Origin of the sequence: Chloroflexus islandicus (assembly GCF_001650695.1) — a bacterium.
Classification (GTDB): domain Bacteria; phylum Chloroflexota; class Chloroflexia; order Chloroflexales; family Chloroflexaceae; genus Chloroflexus; species Chloroflexus islandicus.
Genome location: NZ_LWQS01000011.1, coordinates 53,569 through 75,350, shown reverse-complemented (window position 1 = coordinate 75,350; position 21,782 = coordinate 53,569). Strand labels below are relative to the sequence as shown.

The following is a 21,782-nucleotide window of genomic DNA, read 5'->3' as shown; positions in this document are numbered from 1 at the left end:
CCAGCCCTCCCCCGCTGGGGGAGGGAGTCGCACGCTTCCCGCTGGAAGACGTGCTCTCGCTTCCATCTCTCGGCGTCCTCAGCGCCCTCTGCGGTAAAAAATATCTCGCCAGACCTTGCGGTCAACCCGTCCGCTTATGTTACAATACCGCCGATGATCCGGCAGGCAACGGCCAACGGCCCGCGCCCCACCACGAGAACACGACAATGGATGCAGTGCTTGTCCTCGAAGATGGCCGCGTCTTCCCCGGTCGCTCGTTTGGCGCACCCGGCGAACGCATCGGCGAGGTGGTGTTTCACACCGGTATGACCGGGTATCAAGAGATTTTGACCGATCCTTCCTATTGCGGCCAGTTGGTGACGATGACTGCGCCGCATATCGGCAATACCGGCGTTAACGATTTTGACCCCGAATCGATCCAGCCCCAAGTGGCTGGCTTTATCGTCCGTAGTTACAGCGAGCACTACAGCTCGTGGCGCGCACGCGGCAGTCTGGCCCAATTGCTGCGTGACTACGGCATCGTCGCGATTAGCGATGTGGATACGCGCGCGCTCACTCGCCATATCCGCACTGCTGGCGCGATGCGCGGGATTATTTCGACCACCGGTGAGTCGATTGAGTCGCTGCTAGCGAAGTGCCGCGCTGCGCCGCCGATGGAGGGGCAAGACCTGACGCAGGTGGTGACCTGCCCCGAACCGTACCATTGGGCAACGAATAGCGTGCCGTTTACGCCGCCGTATCCGAATGGCCCGGCCCAAGAATTGACCTATCACGTAGTGGCGTATGATTTTGGCCTCAAGCGCACTATCTTGCGCCGGCTGGTCGATCACGGCTGCCGGGTGACGGTGGTGCCGGCAACGACGTCACCCGATGATGTGCTGGCGTTGCAACCCGACGGCATCTTCTTCTCGAATGGGCCGGGTGATCCGGCGGCAGCGACCTACGCGGTGGCGAATTTGCGCGCTTTACTGGGCAAGCGGCCCATCTTTGGCATCTGCCTCGGCCACCAACTGATGGGGCTGGCACTGGGAGGACGCACCTACAAGCTGCCGTTCGGCCATCACGGTGCGAACCATCCGGTGCGCTATTTGCCGACCGGACGGGTCGAGATTACCTCGCAGAACCACGGCTTTGCGGTCGATCCTGACTCGTTGCCGGCAGGGGTGGAGTTGACCCATATCAATCTGAATGACCAGACGCTGGAGGGGTTTAGCTATCCCGAACTGCACTGCTTTAGCGTGCAGTATCACCCCGAAGCCGGGCCGGGGCCGCACGATGCGACCTATCTGTTCGGCCAGTTTACGGCGATGATGGCGGCGTGGCGGCAGGCGTAGCCAACGCTGTGCCTGTCACCTAGGGTGCGCTGTACCCGCGCACGATTACGCGCACCTCAGCGATGCCGAGGCTGTTGAGCAACTGCGTGTAGTAGGCTTCGGCGTCGCGAGCGGCTTGGGAGAGAATGCCGGCTTCGATCGCGGCTTTGACTAGCGCCGCTTTGGCTTCGGCATCGACCGATTGGAAGAAGCTGTCGAGGCTGGTTTGCGGGCAGATAAAGCCGGGGCAGAAGTCGGTGTTCTCGATGATCCGGCTGTTGGCGAGATCGAGCGATACCTGATCGGTAAAGACCTGCGGCGGCGGGAGCGTGATCTGCGCCCGCCGGCCATCACTACTGACCCAGATGTCTTCGGGTCGCAGTTGGCTGAGGTCGATCCCCGCCGGCACTCGCCCGCGGATCAGCACCAGAAACTCTTGCCGCACCCCTAGATTACGCAAGAACGACGCCCACCCCGCCGGCGCGTCAAGATGGCGCACTTCGACCCCAGCGTAATGCTCAATGAAGATCTGCTTGTTGACCCGCCGCACCGCCTCGATAAGCTGTGGGCCAACGGTCGTTGTGACTGATGTGGGTGGCGCCGAGGCCTGCTGGAACGCTTGCACGACGCTCCAGACCAAAAACAGCACCGCCGCAATGGCCAACCCGTTCCAGACCAGCTTCAGCGTGCGCACACTCGCCTCCGGTTACGACGATAGCGGTTCGATCACGACTCGGCTAAACCCCAGCTCGTCGATCAGCCACCGTTCGAGGCGACGATAGCTGACTTCGCTCGCGATGCTAATCAACTCAGGATCGTTCGCCACGCGCTGGCGAATCTCGGCCCGCGCCTGCGCAAGGGCCTGATTCTGGGCCGCTGTGATCTGCGATCCGATCCAGCGCCGCGACTCACCGATCACCTCAATCTCGATCGGGTTGGGTTCGCCATCGATGGCCGCGCGCGGCAACCGGATCGTCAAGGTATTGCCCTCGCGCTGGATCTGCGCCCGGCTGAGGTCAACCGTCAAGCGCACCTCAGCCGTCACCTTGAGCGTGATCTCATCGCGGCCAAAGAAGCTCTGCGCGCCGCTCACCGTGGTCACGGTGGTGACTGGAAACTTGATCGATAAGCCAATAGCCGGATCGATCCGGCGCAGATCAGGCAGGGGGATGAGGGTTGGCGCTGCCGGCGGCGCGGTGGGAGGTAAGGGCGTGAAGGTTGGCGGCGTGGTTGGCCACGGCTCAGGCGTGAGCGGCGTGACCGCCGGCGTTGGTTGGGCCCAGCCGCGGTTGATGAACAGCAGCAAGCCCGCTAGCGCGACAGCGATCACACCACTAATGATCCAATTGACCGTTCGTTGCTCCATAGCCGGCTCAACCGCTAGGCCTTCAACATCACATAATCCGTTGTCACCGCCTGTAACCGCTCCAGATCGACGTCGGCCCCGCTGCCCGGCCCGCTCGGCACCGTCAGCGTGCTGTCGGGGTTGAGCGTAAACGGGTTGGTGACGATATCTTGATGGAAGTAGCGGTCGTTGGCGCTGATGTCGCCGGGCAGGCTAAAGTTGGGCAGGCTGGCCAACCCGACGTTGGCGGCGCGGCCAATACCGGTTTCGAGCATGCCGCCGCACCAGACCGGAATGCCGGCGGCTTGGGCCATGTCGTGAATCTGGCGAGCGGCGGTGAAGCCGCCAACCCGCGACGGCTTGATATTGATCACGCCGCAAGCGCGCAGCTCAATTGCCCAGCGGGCATGATCGGGCGAGACGATGCTCTCGTCTAAGCAAATCGGCGTGCGCAGTTGGCGCTGCAATTTGGCGTGATCGATGATGTCGTCGTGGGCTAATGGCTGTTCAATCAACAGCAGCTCAAACTCATCGAGTTTAGCCAATTGCGGCGCTTGGTCAAGGGTGTAGATGCTATTGGCGTCAACCTGCAAACGCAGATCGGGCCAGCGCTCGCGTACCGCCCGCGTCGGCTCCACATCCCAACCCGGCTTGATCTTGAGCTTCACCCGCTGGTAGCCGGCGCTGACATAGCCCTCGACGACCTCAAGCAGCGCTTCGATCGAGGGTTGGACGCCAACGCTGACGCCGACTTCAACCCGTTGCCGGGTGCCGCCAAGCATCGCGCTCAAGCTCTCGCCGCGCGCGCGGCCAAACAGATCCCACGCCGCGAATTCGAGACCGGCCCGCGCCATACGATTGCCGCGCACGCGGGCAAAAATCGCGTCCACCTCTTCGGGCCGGCTGAGATCGCGCCCCAACAGCATCGGGGCCAGAATCTCGCGCATCATCACCCACGCCGTCGCCTGCGTCTCTTCGTTGTACCACGGCCCGGCGCCGACCGGCGCTTCACCCCAGCCGATTGCACCCTCGCTGTGCAAGGTCACGATCACCGAATGATTGGCCTCTTCGCGCCAGCCGCTCGTCTCAAACGGCGACCGGTACGGCAGCTTGATGCGCCGCAACTCGATGGCTTCGATCCGCATCAATGCACCTCCAACAACTCCACTTCAAAAATCAGGGTTGCCCCCGGCGGAATCACGCCACCCGCACCGCGGCTGCCGTAGGCCAAGGCCGCCGGAATCACCAACTGCCGCTTCCCGCCCTCGCGCATCCCGGCCACGCCTTCATCCCAACCGCGGATCACCCGTCCCGCGCCGAGCGGAAACTCAAACGGCTCGCCGCGGCTGAGCGAACTGTCGAACATACTGCCGTCGGTGAGCCAACCGGTGTAATGCACCGTTACCGTGCGGCCTGCGGTCGCCGTCGCGCCGTTGCCGACCGTCAAATCGGCATACTTCAGGCCGCTTGGGCTGGTCGTATAGCGATCGGCGGGCAGATCCTGCGGCGCATCCGGCGGGCCGGGCATGATTTCGACCAGCTCGACATCAAAGGTGAGGGTCGCGTTCGGCGGGATGACCGGCGGGTACCCCATCGCGCCATAGCCGAGATGGGGCGGAATGATCAGCCGTGCCTTGCCTCCCACCCGCATCAGCCCGATCCCCTCATCCCAACCGGGAATGACCATCCCGACGCCGAGCGGAAAGCGGATCGGCTCGCCCCGCTCGTAAGAACTATCGAACACCGAACCATCGGCGAGCATCCCGCGGTAATGCACCGCCACGACTGAACCGGGTTGCGGCTGCTCGCCGTGACCGGCCTGCACTTCGACATACTGTAAGCCGCTAGGGGTGGTCATCGTCTACTCCTGTCTGTTGAAGCCCATGCGGGCAAAAATAAGGCGCTACTGACCATCCGGGCCGGAGATCAGCGGCAGGTAGATGTTCTGGTCAAGCGTGATTGCAAACAGGCGCGGCCAATACTTGCCGGTGACGAAGATCTGGCCGCTGGCCGGATCGTAGGCGATGCCGTTCAAGACATCAGCCGTCGCGCGTTCTTCAGGCGAGAGCAAGCCGCTCATATCGAGCGCACCGATCACGTGGCCGTTGGCCGGATCGATCAGCACAATCTGATCGCTATACCAGACATTGGCAAAGATCACGCCGTTGATATACTCCAGCTCATTCAGCCGGTCGCGCGGCTGGCCGTCGATAGTGACTGTGACCGTGCGCACAACGGCCAACTGGCCGCTGGCGACAGTTGCCTCCGGATCGATGAAATACAACGTGGCAGTGCCGTCGCTCATGATCAGATTGGCGCCGTCGTAGGTCAGGCCCCACCCCTCACGCGGCATTGTCGCTGTCGGTGTGGGGTAGGTAAAGGTGCCAATCCGCGCAAAGGTGGCGGCGTCGTAGATCAAACCAAGGCCATTCTGCCACGTGATCTGGAAAATCCGGTCGCCAATCTGGGCAATTCCCTCGCCATACAACGTTGGATCGCCAAGATCGACGCTGCGCAGCACTTGGCCGGTCGCCAGATCGACTTCACGCAGCGACGAATTGGCGTAATCGCCGGTACCCTCGTACAAACGGCCCGGCCCGGCCACGATCAAGCCTTGCGTCCATGCACGGGGATCGTGCGGATACTCAGCGACCACGCGGTACGGCAACAACGGCGGCGACTGGGCCAGAGTGGCGTCCGATGACCCTACGAGCGGAATGGACACCGTAGCTGGGGTTGGGGTTGGCGTAGCCGCTTGGGCCGGCGCCACCGCCAGCGGGATCGACACTATCGCACCGGTTGGCGTTGGCGAAGGCGTGCTCGCGGGTGAGTTCACGCAAGCCGCCAACAACCACAATCCTGCCAACCAGAATACCCAGCGGAACCGCATACTCACACCTCACATTGAACCGGCAGAGGTATTGTACCACCTTTAACCGGATACGCCGAACGGCGCATCGCTCTTGCTCTGGCGCGCGGCAGTACATTGCTGCTATGCTACGGTGACGCGAACGGCGGGCCAGCCATAATGGAACGCGGCAGTTATACTGCCGCTAGGCTGGGTTTCGTCCTGCCTAGTTGACTGGTCGGGGCAATTGCGTCGATGGTGTTTGGAATGCGGCAGTTATGCTGCCGCTAGGCTGGGTTTCGTCCTACCCAGTTGGCTGGCCGGGGCAATTGCGTCGATGGTGTTTGGAGTGCGGCAGTTATACTGCCGCACTCCCTAGCAGGGCATTGGTTTCGCCGGTTCTGCCTCCACATAAGTGTCAATAGCAATCTTCTCTGTATCACTACCGTCGTACTACGGCGGCACGAACGGCGGGCCAGCGGCCCGCGCTCCCTTGGCAGGGGTAGGCAAAACGTTCCCTCTGCATCAGTATCACCAGCAATCACACGATCCGGTTGTCGCATGATTACCGCAATGACGGCAACTTTTCATTATGCGCGCGCACAATGCCTGCTACAATGAAAACAGGATTCACCTTACTCATCAGCGCAAGGAGGCGCACCATGACGAACAAACCAAAGGCTGTTCCAGCCGAGCAAGAGATTCGCTATTGGATGCGCACCCCGGCCATCACCATCAATCTCGCCGCGCCGCTGAGCGAGGCGCTGGCATTGATGCGCGAGCATGATATCCGGCGCTTGCCGGTCGTGGTCGATACCGGCGAACTACGCGGTATCATCACGCAAGGCGACATTCGCGGCGCCGACGTCATGCGCGTCGCCGGGCTTGATCCGGTCGATATTGCGCAGGCGCTGCGGAATGTGAAGGTCTACGAAGTCATGACCGAGAACCCGATCGCGGTCACGCCAGAGACCGGTCTCCGCGAAGCAGCCTTGCTCATGATCGAGAACAAGATCGGTGGATTGCCGGTGGTTGACGATCAACATCGGGTGATCGGCATCATCACTGAGAGCGATCTGTTCGAGGCGCTGGTGCAGCAACTCGAAACGCATCCCCGATTTTAAGGTGAATGTCCATAAAACACCCGGCAGGGGTGGGGCATAGCCCCACCCCTTATTAATGCCTCGTGTTCTCTTTGGCCTTCTGTCATTGCGAGGGGCTACGCCCGTTTGTCATTGCGAGGGCGCGGAGCGCCCGAAGCAATCTCCCGCTGGAGCGCACGCAATGCCTGAGCGGGGATTCAGTTCGTGCTCGTGGGGGATTGCTTCGCCGCGCGGCGGGCAGAGCCGTGCTCTACCCCTACCGCGCGGCTCGCAATGACATACGGGCGAGTGGGAGGAGTGCGTGCAGACATCCCTCCCGTGCTTGTAGGGGGCAGCACGGCGTGCTACCCCTACGGGCGGCGCGCAAGGACTGGTGGGGCGGCGGCGTACTTCTGTCATTGCGAGGGCGCGGAGCGCCCGAAGCAATCTCCCGCTGGAGCGCACGCAATGCCTGAGCGGGGATTCAGTTCGTGCTCGTGGGGGATTGCTTCGCCGCGCGGCGGGCAGAGCTGCGCTCTACCCCTACCGCGCGGCTCGCAATGACATACGGGCGAGTGGGAGGAGTGCTTCGCCGCGCGGGGCGCAACAAAATAACTCTCATTTTTGAGATCGACTTAAACCGAAATTGACCAAAACTTAATAAATTATTAACATCTTTTGCTTAAAATACCATCGCTCAGATAACTTCACCAACTGTCATAGCAAACACTAGCTGTTACCTTATCCCACCCAACCGGAATTGCCCTATGCAGTCTTCCCCTTTTGATGACGACACCGATCGCGCGCAATTGCAGCGGCTGCGCACTGCGATCAACGGTGCTGCGCTGCTTGTCACCGAGGCTGATGGGCAAGGGATTATTACCTATGCTAACCCCGCCGCCCAGCGCTATTTCGGGTACACACCTGAAGAATGCGTTGGCAAAACGGTGCTGGAACTGACCCATCCCGATGATCGTGAGCAACTGCAACAGAATGTGATCGAATGGGTGCAACTTGGTCTGCACACTGCGACGAGCGAGAATCGCATCATCCATCGCAATGGCGATGTCTTTTACTTCCTGTGGTCGGTGACCATCCACTACAACGAGCAGGGATTGCCGGTTGGTTTCACCTCGATCGGGCACGACATCTCGCAGCAGGAACGGTTGCGGAAGGAGTTATTCGAGAGCCGTGAGATGCTCTACACGGTGATTGACCATTTGCCGTTAGGGGTGTTTTGGAAAGACACCGAGTCGCGCTTCCTTGGTTGCAACCGGCGCGCGCTGGATGATGCCGGTCTCGCCAGTTTTGCTGAAATCGTTGGCAAAACTGATTTCGAGCTGCCGTGGCGTGATCGGGCCGAACGCTACCAATACAGCGATCGCTTGGTGATGGCGACCGGCCCGAAAGTGAATGTGGAAGAGACCTTTACCCGTAGCGATGGCTCGGTTATCCGGATTCGCACGGCGAAAGTTCCTCTGCGGCGCGATGGTGAAGTGATTGGCGTGCTCGGCTTTTACGAAGACATTACCGCCTTGCGCCAACAGGAAGAGGGGTTGCGCACCTTCCGCCTGTTGGTCGAAAACGCTCCCGATGGGATTGGCATGGTCGATCCAACTCTGCAGATCACCTATGCGAATCCGGCATTCGCCAAGATGCTCGGCTACGAGTCGCTGGACGCACTTGCATGGCCTGATCTCATCCACTCTGCTGATCACGATCAACTGGCTGCGATTGTGCAGCAGGCCAGCCAAACCGGCAATGCGCAGACCACAATCCGGTACCTGCATCGCGATGGTTCAGTAGTTACGGCTCAGCTTGCGCTGCCGGCACTGCGGGATCGCGATGGTTCGTTATTAGGTTATGCAGTGATCAACCATGACATCACCGAACAGTTGCGCTTTGAAGCGCAGTTGCGCGCCGGTGAGCAGCGTCTGCGGGCGCTGATTCAAGCCTTGCCCGATATGTTCTTTCTGCTCAGCCGTGATGGCGTGTTTCTCGATTTCAAAGCCGACAGCAACGACGATCTCGCGTTACCGCCTGAGGTCTTTCTCAATCGCCGGATGGATGAGATGTTGCCGCCAGAGCTGGTCGCGTTGACGCGGCGGCATATCGACGCGCTGCTCGCTACCGGCCAAGGCCAGCGGTACGAGTACCAGATGCAGGTCAGGGATGAACTCCGTGACTATGAAGCGCGCATGACGCTCAGTAATGACAACGTGTTGGTTATCGTCCGTGACATCACTGAGCAGCGCCGGGTTGAACGCGAGCGGCAGACGCTAGTGATGCAAGAGCAGATAATTCAAGCTCAGCAGGCGATTGTGCGCGAGTTGAGCACGCCGCTGATACCGATTGCCGATGGTGTGGTGGCGATGCCGTTGATTGGCGCCATCGATAGCGCCCGCGCCCAACAGATTATGGAAACGCTGCTCGATGGCGTCAATCGCTATCGGGCCTCGGTTGCCATTCTCGATATTACCGGCGTGAAGGTGATTGACACCCAAATTGCCGGCGCTTTGATCCGATCTGCCCAAGCAGCTCGCCTCCTCGGCGCGCAAGTGATGTTAACTGGCATCAACCCGGAAATTGCGCAGACTTTGATCCACATTGGTATCGAGTTCCATGAGGTTGTTACTAGAGCGACGTTGCAGGAAGGGATTGCCTATGCGCTGAGCCGCCTTTAAGGAGGCATTGAAGGGCTTTCAAGCGGTGAACATGGATTATGCCGTCACCCTGCTCGACGAAGCCGACTTGTTGGCCCGGCTCGGCGCGTGGCGGTCTGCCCGCCGCGCCTACGAGCAAGCTCACTCGATCTTTAGCGCCAAAGGCTTGCAGCAGTACGCCGCGCGAGCAGGGTTGGCCGGCGCTAAGATCCGGCGTGACCGTGATCCGTCTGAGATTGATGCGATGTTGGCTGGCGTTCTCGATCAGTGCGCTGAGCTGCCGCTTGAAGCGGCTGACGCCCGGCTCGAACAAGCTTGGCTGGCGCTGGATCGAGGTCATCTTGACGCTGCCAGCGCAAAGCTGGCTGCCGAACTGCCGCCGGATGCTCCCCCGGAGCTGCACGTGAAATGGCTGCGGCTGGCTGGCCGGTTGGCGGAGCTTCGCGGCGATCGCGCCACGGCGCTTGCCATGTGGCAGCGCGCGCTGGCGCAAAGTCGCGCGGCGGCCTTGATCTGGCAACAGCGCGAAATCCATGCCGAGTTAGGCCGCTTCTTCGCATCGAGCAATGTGGCAGAAGCAATCAAACATCTTGAAATGGCGGCCCGCATCGATGACGCCATGCGCGCCGAGCTCAGCATCGAGGAATTGATCGCCGATTTCCAAGATCGGCGCAATGATGTCTTGCCGGTGTTAGCCCGCATCGCGGCGGATCAGCAGCAGCCTGAGCGCGCCTTGCGCGCGGCGTGGCGGGCAAAAGGCAGCGCGATCGCCGAACTAATGGCCCGCCGGGCCGGCCAGCTTCCCCAGTTCGCGACCCCAGACATCGCAGCGTTGCATCAGCAGATCGTCCGCTTGCGCTGGGAAGCGGCGTATTACCAACAACGTGATGAAGAGGCCAAAGTCGCCGAACGGCGGCGTGAGCTGGCCCAGTTGGAAGCGCAGATCTACCAGCTTCGCCTGCATGCAATGACGCTCGCTGGCGGCGCCGCTGTTGGCGTTACTGTCGATCCGGCGACAGTTGCTGCCCGCATGGATGCCGATCTCTTGATCGAATATCTCCGCTGTGGCGATGATCTGTTGGCATGTTGCCTTGATCGGCGCGGCCAGATCACCACGACGTGGCTTGGTTCGCTCACCGCCGTGACCGATGTGTTGCAAAAACTCGAGTTGCGCCAGCGCAAGGCGGCGGCATTGCCGCCTGCCCAGCATGCAGCCTTACTGCCCGTCACATTGCCGATCCTGCGCCAACTCTACGATCTGCTGCTGGCGCCGCTGCCGCTGCCGCCTGCCGGCAAACTGCTAATTGCGCCGTGCGCGCCGCTGCATTATGTGCCGTTTGCCGCGCTGTGGGACGGCGCCCGCTATGGATATGAACGCTATCTCATCGAGCAGACTCCTAGCGGGATGCTGGTGAGCATGCCGGCGCCTAGCGGTGAACCCAGCCCGCCGCTGGTGGTGGGTGCTTCGGCGGAAGGCCAACTAGGTGCGGTGGAACGCGAAATCACAGCAGTGCAGGCTGCCTTGCCCAACGCGCGCGTTTCGGTTGATGATCCGGCGGCAGTCGCGCTGCTGCGCGCATTGCCCCAACCGCCGCGCATCCTCCACCTGAGCGCGCATACCGAATTGGGGGCCGAAGCGACCATCTTTGCCGGGTTGCAACTCGCCGGCAGTATGTTCACGATTGCCGACTGCTATCACCTCAACCTCGCCGGTACCGAACTCGCGGTTTTGAGCGGTTGCACGACGGCGCATGGCATCGAGACCGGCGGCGCAGTGCTGGCACTGCAATCGGCGCTGTTGATCGCCGGTGCGCGCTGGATCCTCGTCAGCTTGTGGCAGATTAACGATGAGGCGACCGCTGTCTTCATGCACCATTTCTATCAGGCCCTCAATGCCGGCCAATCGCCGCCGGAAGCGTTGCGCTCCTGCCAACACGCGCTACGGACTGATCCAGCGTTCGTGCATCCGGCGTTGTGGGCAGCGTTTGCGGTGGTGCGGCGGGGGTAGATAGCTCATTCCTTCCGTTAAGAAATCGTTAATTTACCCGATTGACGATCCCTGACTTCTCAGTCATAATGTTCGTATATCGCAACCGGGCTGCCACTATGCAGTCCATGTGTTTCCAACGTCTGACACTCGCCGGAGGTCGCCCATGCCCGCCGATCCTTCACTCGCCGCCGCCGAGGGAAGCTACCCAGATATCGCCCGTCTGCAACGTCTCCAATCTGCGCTGGATGGGGCGGCGCTGCTCGTCACCGAAACCGATGCGCACGGTATGATCACGTATGCGAACGCGGCAGCTCAGCGCTACTTCGGCTATTCACCCGCGGAATGTGTTGGCAAGACCGTGCTGGAACTGACCTGTCCCGCTGACCGCGAACGTTTGCAGCAGCAGGTGCGTGAATGGGTGCAGCAGGGGCTGCGCACGGCTGAGCTTGAGAATCGGATTGTGCATCGCAACGGTGCCATCTTCACGTTTCTGTGGTCGGTGACGATCCACTACGATGAGCAGGGCCATCCGATCCACTTTACCTCCATCGGCCACGACATTTCCCAGCAAGAGCGGTTGCGCCAAGAGTTGCACGACAAGCGTGAGATGCTTTATACCGTGATTGACAGTCTGCCGATTGGGGTGTTTTGGAAGGACAAAGAGTCGCGGTTTCTCGGTTGCAACCGGCGGGTGTTGAACGATGCCGGTCTCACCAGTTTCAAGCAGATTATTGGCAAGACCGATTTCGATCTGCCGTGGCATAAGAAGGCGCCGATCTACCAGCATAGCGACCGCGCGATTATGAATACCGGCCCCAAGCTGAATATCGAAGAGACCTTGACCCGCGGCGATGGTTCGGTGATCTGGCTGCGCACGGCGAAGTTGCCGCTGCGGCGCGGTGGTGAAACGATTGGCGTGCTGGGGTTTTATGAAGATATTACCGAATTACACCATCAGGAAGAGGGTCTGCGCACCTTCCGTTTGTTGGTTGAAAATGCACCGGATGGGATTGGCATTACCGATACCGATCTGATCATTACCTACACCAATCCGGCCTTTGCCGCGATGCTCGGTTACGAGAACTTGACCGGCAAGGCTTGGCTTGACCTCATCCATCCCGATGATCGTCCCCGTCTCGAAACGGCGATTCGCCAGCCGCAGCGGGCTGGCATTGCCCGCACCACCTTACGCTATCTCCACCGTGATGGGACGATCATCACGGCACAGTGCTCGGTGCCGGCGCTGCGCAACCGCAATGGCCGCATTGTTGGCTATGCCTCGATTAATCAAGATATCACCGAACAACTGCGCGCTGAAGCGGAGCGGCAGCGGCTGGCGCTGCAAGAGCAGGTGATCCACGCCCAGCAAGCGATTCTGCGCGAGTTAAGCACACCGTTGCTGCCGATTGCCGCTGGGGTGGTGGCGATGCCCTTGATCGGGACAATCGACTCGACCCGCGCCCAACAGGTGATGGAGACCTTGCTAGAGGGGATTAATCAGTATCGGGCAACGGTAGCGATCATCGATATTACCGGCGTCAAGGTGGTCGATACCCAAGTCGCCGGCGCGCTGATCCGCGCGGCGCAGGCCGCCAGTTTGCTCGGCGCGCAGGTGGTGCTGACCGGCATAAGCCCCGAAATTGCCCAGACTCTCGTCCATATTGGGGTGGAGTTTTACGATCTCGTGACCAAAACCACCTTGCAAGAGGGGATTGCCTTCGCGCTCAGCCGCCGGCAGGCGCCGCAGTATACGAATGGCCGGAAGGTATTGGTGAAGCGTTAACCATATATGGAGTGCGGCAGTGCAACTGCCGCATCGCTACGACTACAAACCGATCTCTCCCGCCTTCACCAAGAGCCATCCATCCCGCCGCAGCGGGAGATTGCTGCGGGCGCGTTGCGCCCTCGCAATGACAAAGGAGCTTAGTATGGAGTGCGGCAGTGCAACTGCCGCATCGCTATCTCTCTGCCCGGCGTTGCCTTCCCCGCTCCCGCGCTAGTCAGAGCGAGTTAGGGTATATCGCAGAGTATTCGGATACTGTCGTGTTGCCTTCCCCGCTCCCGCGCTAGTCAGAGCGAGGCTGGGGGTGAGGGGACGTTGCCCCCTCCGAGGGAGGAGTCAGACTCCCTCCCCCAGCGGGGGAGGGCTGGGGTGGGGGCAACGCACCCCCAGCAGGGGAGGGCTGGGGTGGGGGCAACACACCCCCAGCAGGGGAGGGCTGGGAGTGAGTGCCAGCAGCCCGCGCAGCGGGCTTCGTAACCCTAGCCCGGCCCTTTAGGGCCGGGTGCCGAAGATGTTCTGTCCGTCCTTGAACCCCAGCGGGGGTCTGGGGTGGGGACAACTCAAAAACCTCTGTGCCCTCTGCGGAGCCGGACAGCCGTCCGGCTCTACTACGCCTTTGCCCCCTCTGCGTCGTAAATTGCAAGTGATCGGAAGTGAAACGTCGCAGCGCCCCGCTCCCGCCTATGACAACGAGCGCCTAGTATGGAGTGCGGCAGTTTCACTCCGCATCACATTTTGCATCTTTGCGCCTTTTCGTTTACCATGAAACTATCGGCTCACGCACGAGGTGTCTGACGTATGACCGACGAACGCGAACGCATCCGCCTCACCAACTTGGCTGCCTGCGCCGGCTGAGCGGCGAAGTTAGGGCCGGGAGCCCTCGCTTCGGTGCTGGCTGCGCTCCATGTGCCGGCCAATCCGCAGGTACTGGTTGGCTTGGCCGAAAGCGATGACGCGGCAGTCTACCAATTGAATAGCGAGCTAGCGCTGGTGCAGACGGTCGATTTCTTCCCGCCGATCGTCGATGATCCCTACACCTACGGCGCTATCGCTGCCGCCAACGCCCTCAGTGATGTCTACGCGATGGGCGGACGGCCAGTGATTGCCCTCGCGATCGCTGCCTTCCCCGATGACCTTGATCAGGCGGTGACGGCAGCGATCTTGCAGGGTGGCATCGACAAGGCGGCGGAAGCTGGCGCTGTGGTTGTCGGCGGTCATACCGTCACCGACCGCGAACCGAAGTATGGTCTCTGCGTCACCGGCTTGGTCGATCCGCGCCGGATCATCACCAAAGCCGGCGCGCAGCCGGGTGACCGGTTATTGCTCAGCAAGCCTCTCGGCACCGGCCTGATCACCACGGCTGCGAAGCGCAATGCCATCGCGGCGGAAGACCTTGCCGCGGCCACGGCTTCGATGCTGACCCTCAATCGCCACATTGCCGAGCTGATGGGGCAGGTTGACGTGCATGCCGCTACCGATGTCACCGGCTACGGCCTGCTCGGTCACGCTGCCGAAATTGCCCGCCAGAGCAAGGTTGGTCTGCGCATCAACGCTGCCGCCGTGCCGGCCTTGCCCGGCGCCTTGCGCTACGCAGAGGCCGGTATGGTTCCCGGCGGTCTGCGCCGTAACCTCGATTTTGCCGCAGCCTTTACCACCTTTGCCCCCTCCGTCTCGCCCTCCCAACAACTCCTGCTCGCTGACCCGCAAACCTCTGGCGGCCTGTTGATCGCTGCTCCTCCTGCTGCCGCTGCAACGCTGCAAGCCATGGCCGCCGCCGCCGGTCAACCGCTCTGGGAGATCGGTGAGGTGGTTGCCGGTGCAGGCGTTGCGGTGCAATAGCTGCGTGTTTTGGCAATCATCTGCACTCTTGTCAGCCGAAAAATTACCGAAAGTTGGTACTCTGTGTCAAATAGACAGTTGTCTATTAGGTTTTTGTTGCGAAAACGCAACTTTTCTCTGTTGGAAGACCGGCGTTCGTTACATCCTCGTTGCAAAGCGGTGCTATGATTCACTTGCTAAAGTGATATAGTGCGTTGACTAGTTGCAATACTAGTTTTTGGTTCATCGTCTAACATAATGAATAGTAGAGTTGTTCCAATCCACACCGGCCATGTCGCCGGCAGGATGGTTTGTCATCGGCAACGAGGCCGTATATGGATGATCAACCCTTCTCCACCTCTTACCGGTTGTGTGCGGTTTCCCATCCGCGGCTATTTCATGTCCGGTTAAGCGGAGCAGCCAACCTGCTCAGCGTATTCCTTCTCCCTGCAGTCTTGAGTGAGTTTTGGCGTGACCGCGATGGCGGCGCGTGAACCGTTGTTTATTGAGGAGCATCCTATGACCACGTTCGATATTCTCCTCATCGAAGATAGCCCCAGCCAAGCCTTGCAGTTCCGGCTGATGCTAGAACAGGCCGGCTATCGGGTGCAGGTCGCTGGCACCGGAATGGAAGGCTGGCGGGCAGCAAGTGTGCTGAAGCCGCGCATGATCTTGCTTGATATCGATCTGCCGGGGTTAGATGGTTTTCAGGTGCTGAGCCGGCTCAAGCGCGATCGGGCCACCAAAGGGACGCCGGTGGTGATGTTGACCCATCGGGATCACGTCAGTAGCGTGCAACGCGCCATTGATCTCGGCGCCGATGACTATCTGTTCAAAGACGATGCCGCGGTTGCTTTGTTGCCGGTGGTTGAGCAAGCAATGGCGCTGGCGCAAGTCGCTCATGCATAAGCTGGAAGGAGCCGGTTATGGCATTCCTCAATTCAATGAGTCTACGGAATAAAATTCTGCTTATCGTTAGTTTTGTTCTCTTTGGCATGGTGATCGTTGCCATCGTCTCGTATCAGGCAATGCTGACCGCTGCACAACGCGAAGATGAATTGCAAGCGGCGTATACCGTCATTGAACATACCCGTCAGATGGAAGCAAGTCTTCACATGATGGAATCAGGTGAGCGCGGTTTTTTGATCACCGGCGATCCGGTGTTTCTCACTAAATATGATGAAGGCCAGCAGCGGTATAACCAACTATTGCGCGACTTGAAACAGCTTGTTCCGCCGCAAACGCCGGAATATGGGTTGATCGAGGCAATTGATGATGAATTGAACCAGTGGAAGAATGTGGTGATTCAGCCATTGATTGATCTGCGCTACGCCGTTAATCGGGGTGAAGCCTCGATTGATCAAGTTGTTGAGATTGTTGCTAGCCGCGCAGGGTACAATCGCTTTGCCCGCATTGGCGAATTGATGAACCAGTTAGCAGATTCTGAATATCAATCGCTCAATCAGGTGGTCGCCGCATCTGAAGAGGCACTCAGTAATCTGCAAATGGTGCTAATCGGCGGCACGTTTGCCGCTATTGTATTAGGCACGTTGCTCGCCTTTGTCGTCTCTGGCGGGATTGATCGGCGTCTTGGCCTCGTTACCTACGCCGCGACTCAGATGGCGGGCGGCAAGCTCAATGAGCACTATGCCTTGCCCGACGGCCAAGACGAGGTGGGCCGGCTGGCTACGGCCTTTAGCCAGATGGCCAATACCATCCGCCAGCAACTGGAAGAGCAGCGCCGCGCCAACGAAGAGCTGCGCGCCGCCAGCGCCACCAAGGTGGCAAAAGAGTACCTCGAACAGGTGGTGCGCGAGTATGGCGCCTTCGCCTCCGAAGTCGCCCGCGGCAATCTGGCCGTGCGGCTGCCGGTCAACGGCGCCAACGACGATTTGACTATCCTCGGCCAGCAGCTCAATACGATGGTGGAAGGCCTACGGGCGATTGCCGGCCAAGTGCAGCACGCCAACGCCGACATCGCCACCGCCGCCGCCGAGATTTTGGCCGCCACTACCCAGCAGGCGTCGTCGGCTGCCGAGCAATCAGCCGCGCTGACCCAGACCGCGACCACGATCGATGAGGTGAAGGCGATTTCGGTGCAGACCGCCAAGCAGGCGTCGCAAGTGGCGAGCGACAGCCAGAATGCGCTGGAGATCGCGCGCCAAGGGGCGCAGGCGGTGGAAGAGACGATCAACGGGATGAACCAGATCCGCAGCCGGGTGGAGACGATCGCGCAGACGATTTTGGGGCTGGCCGAGCAGACGCAGGCGATCGGGGTGATTATGACGACGGTGAGCGAGCTGGCCGACCAGAGCAACTTGCTGGCGCTGAACGCGGCGATCGAGGCGGCGCGGGCCGGCGAGCAAGGGAAGAGCTTTGCAGTGGTGGCGCAGCACGTGCGGGAATTGGCGGAGCGGTCGAAGGCGGCGGCGCAGCAGGTGCGCGACATCTTGGCCGAGATTCAGAAGGCGACGAATGCGGCGGTGATGGTGACGGAAGAGGGTGCGAAGGGCGTGGAGCAGGGGGTGAAGCTGGCGGCGCAGGCGGGGCAGCTTATCCACCGGATTGCGAGCGAGGTGGAAACTGGCGCGCAGGCGAATATCCAAATGGCGGCGGCGGCGCAGCAACAGATGGTGGGGATGGAGCAGATCGGGCAGGCGATGAGCAACATCCAGCAGGCGACGGCGCAGGCGCTGGCCTCGACCCGCCAAGCCGAGCGCGCGGCGCAAGACCTGCACACGTTGGCGCAGAAGTTGCAGCAGACGGTCGCTGTTTACCGGTTGTAGCGCGAGGTTGCTATGCTCTCGAATGACGATATTCAAGCGCAGGTGCTGGCCGTCTTTCGCGCCGAGCAGGCCGAACACCGCCAGACCATTGCTGACATCTTACTCGACCTTGAGCGCGCGCCGGAACAGTCGCCGCAACGGGAACAGATCGACCAACTGTTCCGGGCCGCGCACAGCTTGAAGGGCGGCGCGCGCGCTGCTGGGGTGCGCTCGGTTGAGCAGATTGCCCATCAGATTGAAAATGTTTTTGCGGCGCTTCGCCAACAACGCTTGACCTTGACGGCTGAGATTTGCGATGTAATCTACCATGCGCTCGATCTGATCGGGGCATTGATGGATCAGGCCGTGCCCGGCGCGGTGGCTGACGAATCGGCATTTGCCGAATTGTTAGCCCAATTAGCCGCCATCACGCGTGCTGATCCAGATACGCCGCCGGTTCCCGAACCGGCGCCGGTAACGCCTGTGCGCGCCGTTGCGGCGCCGGCTACTCCGGCGGAAACGAGCATCAGAGTCGATGTTGCCATTCTCGACAACCTGATGCACGAAGTCGGTGAATTGCTGACCAGCACGTTGCGCTCACGGCAGTTGGCGCGTGATCTGCAAGCGTTAGCACCCCAATTTGAACGGTGGCGGCGCACGTGGCGGCGCGCAGCGCCCGTAGTGCGCCGTATGCAGCGCCGCGCTGCTCCTCACGCCTCTGGCAAAACCGATGGCGAAGACACCCAATCCCTCATAACGACATTGGAGCAGGCCAATGCGCTCATCGATGCGCTCAACTCAGCGATCAGTCGGGCCGCTGCCCGCGCCCGCGAAGACCATGACCGCCTGAGTGCGATCAGTGGCCGGTTGCAAGCCTATGTCCAACAAACCCGGATGGCGCCGCTCAGCGGGATTGTCGGGCCGTTGCGCTTGCATGTGCGCGAGTTGGCCCGCAGCGCCGGCAAAGAGGTTGAATTTGTGATCGATGACGGCGGCGCCGAAGCGGATCGGCAAGTCCTCGAACAGGTGCGAGAGATTTGTTTGCACCTGCTGCGGAATGCTGTCGATCACGGTATCGAGCCGCCTGACGTGCGGCAGGCGCAGGGCAAGTCTCCCACCGGTTTGGTGAAGCTCATCGCGGCTACAACTGGTGACCGGATGGTCATTACGCTGAGTGATGATGGCGCCGGGATTGATCTAGAACGGGTGCGCCAGCAAGCTATCGCCAGCGGCTTGTTAACTCGTGAGCAAGAGACGGTGGATCAAACCGTTTTGCTCGACCTGATCTTCGTCCCCGGTTTTTCGACCAAGAGCAGCGTCAGCGCATTGTCAGGGCGCGGGGTGGGGCTGGATGTGGTGCGCACGAGCGTTGAACGGATGGGTGGGCAGATTCGGGTTGAGACTACGCTTGGTCAAGGCACCACGTTTATGCTCAGCTTGCCGTTGACCTTGCAACGTTCCCATGGTCTGCTGATCCACGTCGCGCGGCATACCTTTGCTATCCCGCTGGATAGTTTACAACGGATCGTACCGGCCACCCGCGAACGGGTGCGGATGTTGGAAGGGCGCGCAGTGTTGTTAATGGAAGGACGGCCCTTACCGCTGATTCCACTGGGTCAGTTGTTGGGGATGACGAGCGAGAGCGCGATTGATCTGGATGAAGCCAAGCCGGTGCTGATCCTCGGTGTGAACGAGCGGCAAATTGCTTGCCTTGTGGACGCAATCAGTGAAGAGCTGGAATTAGTTGTTCATCGCTTGCCAGCCCCGTTACAGCGGGTACAGTTCGTGAGTGGCGCGGCGATCCTTGCCGACGGCAGTGTGGCCCCGATTCTGGATCCGGTTGATATGATCCGGGCAGCGATGGCGGCTCGCCTCGCCGTGGCATTGCCCGACAAAACGGTCGCTTCAGCGCAAGCGCCGGCCATCCTTGTGGTTGACGACTCTATCACGACGCGCACACTGGAAAAGAACATTCTTGAGGCCGCCGGCTATCGGGTGCTGTTAGCCACCAACGGCCAAGAAGCGCTTGACCAACTGCGCGCAGCACAGGCCAACGGCGGCTGCCAATTGGTGTTGAGCGATGTTGATATGCCGCGCCTCAACGGGTTTGAATTAACTGAGCGCATTCGTTTGGATCCGCAACTCCGCCACTTGCCGGTGGTGTTGGTGACGTCGCTCGATAGCCCAACCGACCGGGAACGCGGGCTGGCGGCAGGCGCCGATGCGTATATTGTCAAGCGCGCCTTTGACCAACAGGCGCTACTGGCAACCATCGCGCGCTTGCTCTGAGATAAGCTATGAACCACGTCCAAGAGCAACAAATCACCGTCAGCAGCGATGCTGACCTTATCCTCCTCCGCCAGATGTTGCGCCAATGTGCGCGGACGATGGCGCTCACGCCGTCGCAGCAGGCGCGCGTGACCGCCGCGGTGAGCGAAGTCGTGCGCGCGTTGATTCATCAATTTAGTAGTACCACGATTACCATTCACTGCGATGATGGCGATCGGCGCCACGCACTGGTGGTCGAATGCGATACAGAGATTGAGGCGTATCACCGGGTGGCTCGCCAAGCTGCCGTGCAAACGGCCTATTCGCTGGTTGATGAAGTGAAGGTGCAACAGTCGCCGATTGGTTGCCATCTGGCGATGAAGATTCGCGCAGGGTAGCTTATGATGTCACATACCTTTGTCACCTTCCGCGCCGGCAATCAGATATTTGCGCTCGCTCTGAGCGTGGTGCAACAGGTGGTGCGGTTGCCGGCCATCACCCCGGTTGCCGGTGCGCCGCCGGCTATTGCTGGTCTGCTCGATTTCCACGGCCGGCTGATTCCGGTGTTGATCGGGCATTATCTGCTTGAACAGCCGGTGAATATCCATCTGAACAGTATGGTGATGATTCTGGGAGTCGATGTGGATCAACCGCAACTCGGCTTGCTGGTTGATGAGGTGTTTGGGGTCTATCAAGCGCAGCCTGCCGATCTCATCCCGCTGGCGCTCGGCAGTCACGTGCTGGCAGCATCGCTTCGCACTCATGATGGTATCATACCGGTACTTGATCCAGAGTCATTAGCGATGTATGCGCAGGCAGTTGCCGCACCGGCACGGGTTGCGTAGGAGCGTTATGAAATCACATGCTGCGCCGATTCGGGTGTTGCTCGTCGAAGATTCGCCGAGCCAGTTGCAGTTGCTCCGGGCCTATCTTGAGGCTACGCCGGATCTCGTGGTGGTCGGTACGGCAACCAATGGCCAAGAAGCGGTGCAATCGACGTTGCGCCTCCGCCCCAATATTGTGGCGATGGATATTCATTTGCCGGTGTTTGATGGCTATGAGGCGACGCGCCAGATTATGCAGCATCAGCCAACCCCGATCGTGTTGTTTAGCTCGAGTGCCGGCAATGCCGAACAGCGGGCAATGGCAGCGTTGGCTGCCGGCGCGTTGGCTGTGGTGCGCAAACCGGCTGGGCCGGCTGATCCGGCCAGCATCACCGACCGCGAACATTTTATTCGCACCCTGCGCCTTATGGCTGGGGTGAAGGTGGTCACTCGCCATCCGCCCCGCCCGACACCGGTGCGCGTGCCACGTACTCCCACTGCCAATGTTGAACTGGTCGCAATTGCCTCCTCAACCGGCGGCCCAGCCGCTTTGCAAACCTTGCTCACCGACCTTGGGCCACGGTTGCCGGTGCCGGTTGTTATTGCCCAGCACGTGGCGATTGGTTTCGCGCAGGCCCTCGCCGGCTGGCTGGGCAGTGTAGTGCCGCAACCGGTGCATGTGGTTAGCGAAGAGCTGTCGCTAACCCCCAGCCATATCTATCTGCCGGCTGATAACCTGCATTTGGTGATTAGCCAGCCGGGCAAGGTCAGTGTGCTGCCTAGTAGTGATGACGATCGTTACTGCCCGAGCGGCGATTATCTGTTTGCGAGTGTTGCCCGCCACTATGGGAGCCGGGCGATTGGCGTGATCATGACCGGGATGGGTGAGGATGGCGCGCGTGGGTTGGCTGAATTAGCCGCTGCCGGCGGCATTACCTTCGGCCAAGATGAGGCATCGTGCGTCGTGTACGGGATGCCGAAAGCGGCCAAGGCCTTAGGTGCGGTGCGCCACGAATTGCCGCTTGAGCGGTTGGGCCTCTCGATTGCCGCGCTGCTCGCTCCAGCTCAGAATAAGGATTGACC

17 protein-coding genes are annotated in these 21,782 nt (G+C 60.6%); 12 read left to right on the top strand and 5 right to left on the bottom strand.

Features of this window, described 5'->3' with window-relative positions; all coding sequences use genetic code 11:
• The first annotated feature begins 206 nt into the window (after positions 1 to 206).
• Positions 207 to 1,334, top strand: coding sequence for a glutamine-hydrolyzing carbamoyl-phosphate synthase small subunit (carA, locus tag A6A03_RS00340; RefSeq protein ID WP_066782458.1), 1,128 nt, complete (start codon positions 207 to 209; stop codon positions 1,332 to 1,334).
• Between the two features lie 19 nt (positions 1,335 to 1,353).
• Here the strand turns inward: carA and A6A03_RS00335 are convergent, their stop codons facing one another.
• Genes A6A03_RS00335 through A6A03_RS00315 form a run of 5 tightly spaced genes read right to left on the bottom strand, consistent with a single transcriptional unit; the run spans position 1,354 to position 5,548 of the window.
• On the bottom strand, positions 1,354 to 2,007 hold the full coding sequence (locus A6A03_RS00335; protein WP_066782456.1) for a DUF4230 domain-containing protein: 654 nt from the start codon (positions 2,005 to 2,007) through the stop codon (positions 1,354 to 1,356).
• A gap of 12 nt (positions 2,008 to 2,019) precedes the next feature.
• The gene (locus A6A03_RS00330; RefSeq protein ID WP_066782454.1) at positions 2,020 to 2,679 is read right to left on the bottom strand and encodes a DUF4230 domain-containing protein; all 660 of its coding nucleotides are present in this window, start codon (positions 2,677 to 2,679) and stop codon (positions 2,020 to 2,022) included.
• Positions 2,680 to 2,693: 14 nt separating this feature from the next.
• Entirely contained in the window at positions 2,694 to 3,803 is a 1,110-nt protein-coding gene (gene menC, locus A6A03_RS00325) for an o-succinylbenzoate synthase (protein ID WP_066782452.1), read from the bottom strand.
• Positions 3,803 to 4,516, bottom strand: coding sequence for an FKBP-type peptidyl-prolyl cis-trans isomerase (locus A6A03_RS00320; protein ID WP_066782450.1), 714 nt, complete (start codon positions 4,514 to 4,516; stop codon positions 3,803 to 3,805). The genes menC and A6A03_RS00320 overlap by 1 nt, the downstream gene beginning before the upstream one ends.
• A gap of 45 nt (positions 4,517 to 4,561) precedes the next feature.
• The gene (locus A6A03_RS00315) at positions 4,562 to 5,548 is read right to left on the bottom strand and encodes a glutaminyl-peptide cyclotransferase (protein WP_066782448.1); all 987 of its coding nucleotides are present in this window, start codon (positions 5,546 to 5,548) and stop codon (positions 4,562 to 4,564) included.
• 620 nt (positions 5,549 to 6,168) lie between these two features.
• Between A6A03_RS00315 and A6A03_RS00310 the strand changes: the two genes are divergently transcribed.
• From A6A03_RS00310 to cheB, 11 genes are all read left to right on the top strand, one after another.
• On the top strand, positions 6,169 to 6,630 hold the full coding sequence (locus A6A03_RS00310) for a CBS domain-containing protein (protein WP_066782447.1): 462 nt from the start codon (positions 6,169 to 6,171) through the stop codon (positions 6,628 to 6,630).
• Positions 6,631 to 7,355: 725 nt separating this feature from the next.
• The gene (locus A6A03_RS00305) at positions 7,356 to 9,272 is read left to right on the top strand and encodes a PAS domain S-box protein (protein ID WP_066782445.1); all 1,917 of its coding nucleotides are present in this window, start codon (positions 7,356 to 7,358) and stop codon (positions 9,270 to 9,272) included.
• 7 nt (positions 9,273 to 9,279) lie between these two features.
• Positions 9,280 to 11,259: a CHAT domain-containing protein gene (locus A6A03_RS00300; protein WP_156525225.1), complete on the top strand. Its 1,980-nt coding sequence runs from the start codon at positions 9,280 to 9,282 to the stop codon at positions 11,257 to 11,259.
• A gap of 145 nt (positions 11,260 to 11,404) precedes the next feature.
• Entirely contained in the window at positions 11,405 to 13,024 is a 1,620-nt protein-coding gene (locus A6A03_RS00295; RefSeq protein WP_066782441.1) for a PAS domain S-box protein, read from the top strand.
• Positions 13,025 to 13,822: 798 nt separating this feature from the next.
• Positions 13,823 to 14,863 carry a selenide, water dikinase SelD gene (gene selD, locus A6A03_RS00290; protein ID WP_082908878.1) on the top strand — a complete coding sequence of 347 codons (1,041 nt, stop codon included), beginning with the start codon at positions 13,823 to 13,825 and terminating at the stop codon, positions 14,861 to 14,863.
• Between the two features lie 498 nt (positions 14,864 to 15,361).
• Positions 15,362 to 15,751, top strand: a complete 390-nt coding sequence (locus tag A6A03_RS00285) for a response regulator (protein ID WP_066782521.1) — start codon at positions 15,362 to 15,364, stop codon at positions 15,749 to 15,751.
• A gap of 17 nt (positions 15,752 to 15,768) precedes the next feature.
• A complete protein-coding gene (locus tag A6A03_RS00280; RefSeq protein WP_066782437.1) occupies positions 15,769 to 17,628 on the top strand; it encodes a HAMP domain-containing methyl-accepting chemotaxis protein in 1,860 nt (619 codons plus the stop codon).
• Between the two features lie 12 nt (positions 17,629 to 17,640).
• Complete coding sequence (locus A6A03_RS00275) at positions 17,641 to 19,896, top strand: hybrid sensor histidine kinase/response regulator (protein ID WP_066782435.1); 2,256 nt, start codon at positions 17,641 to 17,643, stop codon at positions 19,894 to 19,896.
• Positions 19,897 to 19,904: 8 nt separating this feature from the next.
• The gene (locus A6A03_RS00270; protein ID WP_066782433.1) at positions 19,905 to 20,273 is read left to right on the top strand and encodes a condensation domain-containing protein; all 369 of its coding nucleotides are present in this window, start codon (positions 19,905 to 19,907) and stop codon (positions 20,271 to 20,273) included.
• A gap of 3 nt (positions 20,274 to 20,276) precedes the next feature.
• Positions 20,277 to 20,720 (top strand): chemotaxis protein CheW, encoded by a 444-nt coding sequence (locus tag A6A03_RS00265; protein WP_066782431.1) that lies wholly within the window; start codon positions 20,277 to 20,279, stop codon positions 20,718 to 20,720.
• A gap of 7 nt (positions 20,721 to 20,727) precedes the next feature.
• Positions 20,728 to 21,780, top strand: a complete 1,053-nt coding sequence (gene cheB, locus A6A03_RS00260; protein ID WP_066782429.1) for a chemotaxis-specific protein-glutamate methyltransferase CheB — start codon at positions 20,728 to 20,730, stop codon at positions 21,778 to 21,780.
• Positions 21,781 to 21,782: the final 2 nt, after the last annotated feature.